The organism is Synechococcus sp. H60.3 (genome assembly GCF_047462295.1).
Classification (GTDB): Bacteria; Cyanobacteriota; Cyanobacteriia; order Thermostichales; family Thermostichaceae; genus Thermostichus.
This window is the reverse complement of record NZ_JANSIY010000184.1, coordinates 1-2581: the sequence shown is the minus strand read 5'-3', so window position 1 is coordinate 2581 and position 2581 is coordinate 1. Positions and strand designations below refer to the sequence as shown.

4 protein-coding genes are annotated in these 2581 nt (G+C 57.8%); 2 read left to right on the top strand and 2 right to left on the bottom strand.

Features of this window, described 5'->3' with window-relative positions; translation table 11 throughout:
• Nucleotides 1–686, top strand: a 686-nt coding sequence (locus tag NW841_RS12575) for an ABC transporter ATP-binding protein (protein ID WP_414386704.1), incomplete at its 5' end; no start/stop codon positions are given.
• Nucleotides 687–714: 28 nt separating this feature from the next.
• Here NW841_RS12575 and NW841_RS12570 read toward each other — a convergent pair.
• Nucleotides 715–1434 carry a response regulator transcription factor gene (locus tag NW841_RS12570; RefSeq protein ID WP_414366665.1) on the bottom strand — a complete coding sequence of 240 codons (720 nt, stop codon included), beginning with the start codon at nucleotides 1432–1434 and terminating at the stop codon, nucleotides 715–717.
• A 396-nt stretch (nucleotides 1435–1830) separates the two neighbouring features.
• On the opposite strand from NW841_RS12570, the gene NW841_RS12565 reads away from it, so the two are divergent.
• Entirely contained in the window at nucleotides 1831–2199 is a 369-nt protein-coding gene (locus NW841_RS12565) for a hypothetical protein (protein WP_414366664.1), read from the top strand.
• 118 nt (nucleotides 2200–2317) lie between these two features.
• Here NW841_RS12565 and NW841_RS12560 read toward each other — a convergent pair.
• Nucleotides 2318–2581, bottom strand: a 264-nt coding sequence (locus tag NW841_RS12560; RefSeq protein ID WP_414386701.1) for a zinc ribbon domain-containing protein, incomplete at its 5' end; no start/stop codon positions are given.

Sequence of the window (2581 nt, the reverse complement as noted above, 5' to 3'; positions counted from 1 at the left end):
GTCAGGGATCCATCTACGTGGGGGGCTACGACGTGGTGCGGGATCCCTTAGCAGTGCGGCGGCAGATTGGGGTGGTGTTGCAGCCCATCACCCTAGAAGCAGAGCTGACAGTTTGGGAAAACCTGGAGTTTCATGGGCGCATGCACCACATTCCCAACCCGGAGCGGCAGCGGCGCATCGACGAGTGGCTGGAATACGTGAAGCTGGCCGACCGGCGGCACGACAAGGTGAAGACCCTCTCCGGCGGCATGAAGCGACGCCTGCAAGTGGCCAGGGCACTGTTGCACCGGCCGCAAATTTTGTTTTTGGACGAGCCGACCGTTGGGTTGGATCCCCAGGCGCGACGGCTGTTGTGGGAGATCCTACGGGATCTGAATCGGCAGGGCATGACCTTGCTGATTACAACCCACTACATGGAGGAGGCCGAGGAGCTGTGCGACCGCATTGGCATCATGGACGGCGGGAAGTTGATCGAGCTGGGCAGCACCGACCAGTTGCGGGCGAAGTACGGGGAAGCTCTGCTGGTGCGCTCCCGCCCCGGACAGGAGGTGAGCTACACCTTTTTCCCTAGCTTGGCGGAGGCTCAGCGGCAGTTGGAAGCCGAACCCGACAAAACTGGCCTGATGGTGCGCCCTGCCAACTTAGAAGACATTTTTGTGCGTCTGACAGGCCGTCGCCTGGATTAGCGCGCTCTCTCCCTTTGAAAGAGGGAGGTTACGGTTTTTCCTCTCCCCACCCCTCTTTGGGAGTGGGGGGCTCGAACTTGTAGCCAACGCCGCGCACGGTGCGGATCAGCTCCGGTTGGCTGGTATCGGTTTCTAACTTCTTGCGAATTTGGCCGATGTGGACATCGACCACCCGTTCATCTGCCTCGTGGTTGAAATCCCACACCTCTTGAATCAGCTCAGCCCGTCGCCAGACCCGCCCTGGGTGTCGGGCCATGGCGTAGAGCAGGTCAAACTCCAAAGCTGTCAGGTGAATTGGGCGCCGGTCACGGGTGACTTCTCGGGTGGTTGGGTCGATCACCAAAGAGGGAAAGGTCAAAACCGGCGCGCTGCCTGTTTCCGTTCTCCTCCGCCCTCGGCGCAGGATGGCCTGTACCCGCGCCTGTAACTCCGGCAGGCTGAAGGGTTTGGTCAGGTAGTCATCTGCACCTAGCTGAAATCCTTGCAGCTTGTCGGCAGGATTCACTCGGCTGGTTAACATCAACACATAAACGCCGGTCTCTTTTTGCATCTGCTGGCAGAGGTCGTAACCGCTCACATCCGGCAAATTCAAATCCAAAATCACCAAGCCTGGCTGAAAAGTGCGCAACTGTCGTAAGCCCTCGGCGCCGGTCACGGCCGCCTCAACTGCGTACCCTTGCCGCTGCAAATACCGCTTGAGCAGCGTACAAATGCTGGGATCGTCATCGATGATGAGAATGCGTGACATAGCGGCTTGGCGCTCTCATAGTCAGCAGGAGGCAGAGTTGCAGAAAAGCCCTGACAGTAGGGCAAATGCATTTTGCGCCGGGGCTGGAGAGGACAGCAAACCCAGACAGCCCGCCCAGACTACAACAGACAACTTCAGGTTTTTACATTGCACATCGGATTGCACCAGGAGCTTGGCCTTTCTGGAACCCCCTTTCTCTGGGTAAATCAAGGAAGGCTAACCTAAGCATCTCAAGCATTATTCTACTGGGTTGTCCGGAGGAAAGGGAAAGGGTAAGGTAAAAGGGACTCGCGCAGCAGCTTCTTGCCCGCAGAGGGAAGCCCATTCAAAAACCTTGCCACTTCTTCACTTGCAGGCCAAACCTTAAAGTTGCATGCCGGTTTATCCCAGAAGCCTATGTACGATCCCAACGAAGTCTTTCGCAAAGATATCCAGTTGGCCCTCTTCACCTGGGGAATCCTGGAGCTGGCCTGTTTTGTCATCATGCCGTTCACCCGGGCCTACGAGTATGCGCAGGTAGCGGAGTGGTTGTGGCCGTCGCTGGTTTTGGGACCAGTGGGGGCGGTGGTGGTGGCCTTTTGTTCAAAGCTCACAGTAGCTGCTAATAACATCCCCGACCCGAAAAGGAAAAGGGCGCAGCGGCAAATTGCTCAGGTCATCGGTTTCTTCGGCTTCCTGGGCTTAGCCTTGCCCTTGCTCCTGGCCGGGTGGACATTTGGCCACGAGGTTCTCACCACCGACTGGAAAAATATGTTCACCAATTAGGCAGGAGCGGAGTTGCGAACTGGCCCGCGCCGACTTGTAGCCGCAGAGGGTTTAGGATGTCCAGCTATTCGTGCAGCCGTCAGTTGCTCCCAAGCCCTGCCAGAGTGAGAAATGTAAACTACCCGGCTCCGACCGCTAAGCGGTACGGAGTGGGCTTCCTGTAGCCCTGCAGTTGGCAAGCCAACCACGGGCCTCTAGGCCGGCTTACAGCGACCCCCAAAAGCGCAATCCCGTTAGCACCGTTCAAATCTGCATCCCCTCCCCAGCCACAGGCCGGGTTGACACAGCGAAAATGCTTCCCTTCCCGTTGCCCAAGCCACAAGCAGCGGTGACAAGTTTGCGAAGTGTAGCCAGGTGGTACTGCCACCACCTTCACCCCCGC

What these genes read in the sequence shown, in the direction of transcription:
- NW841_RS12570 (WP_414366665.1), bottom strand. Translation starts at nt 1,434, where the DNA reads ATGTCACGCATTCTCATCATCGATGACGATCCCAGCATTTGTACGCTG.
- NW841_RS12565 (WP_414366664.1), top strand. Translation starts at nt 1,831, where the DNA reads ATGTACGATCCCAACGAAGTCTTTCGCAAAGATATCCAGTTGGCCCTC.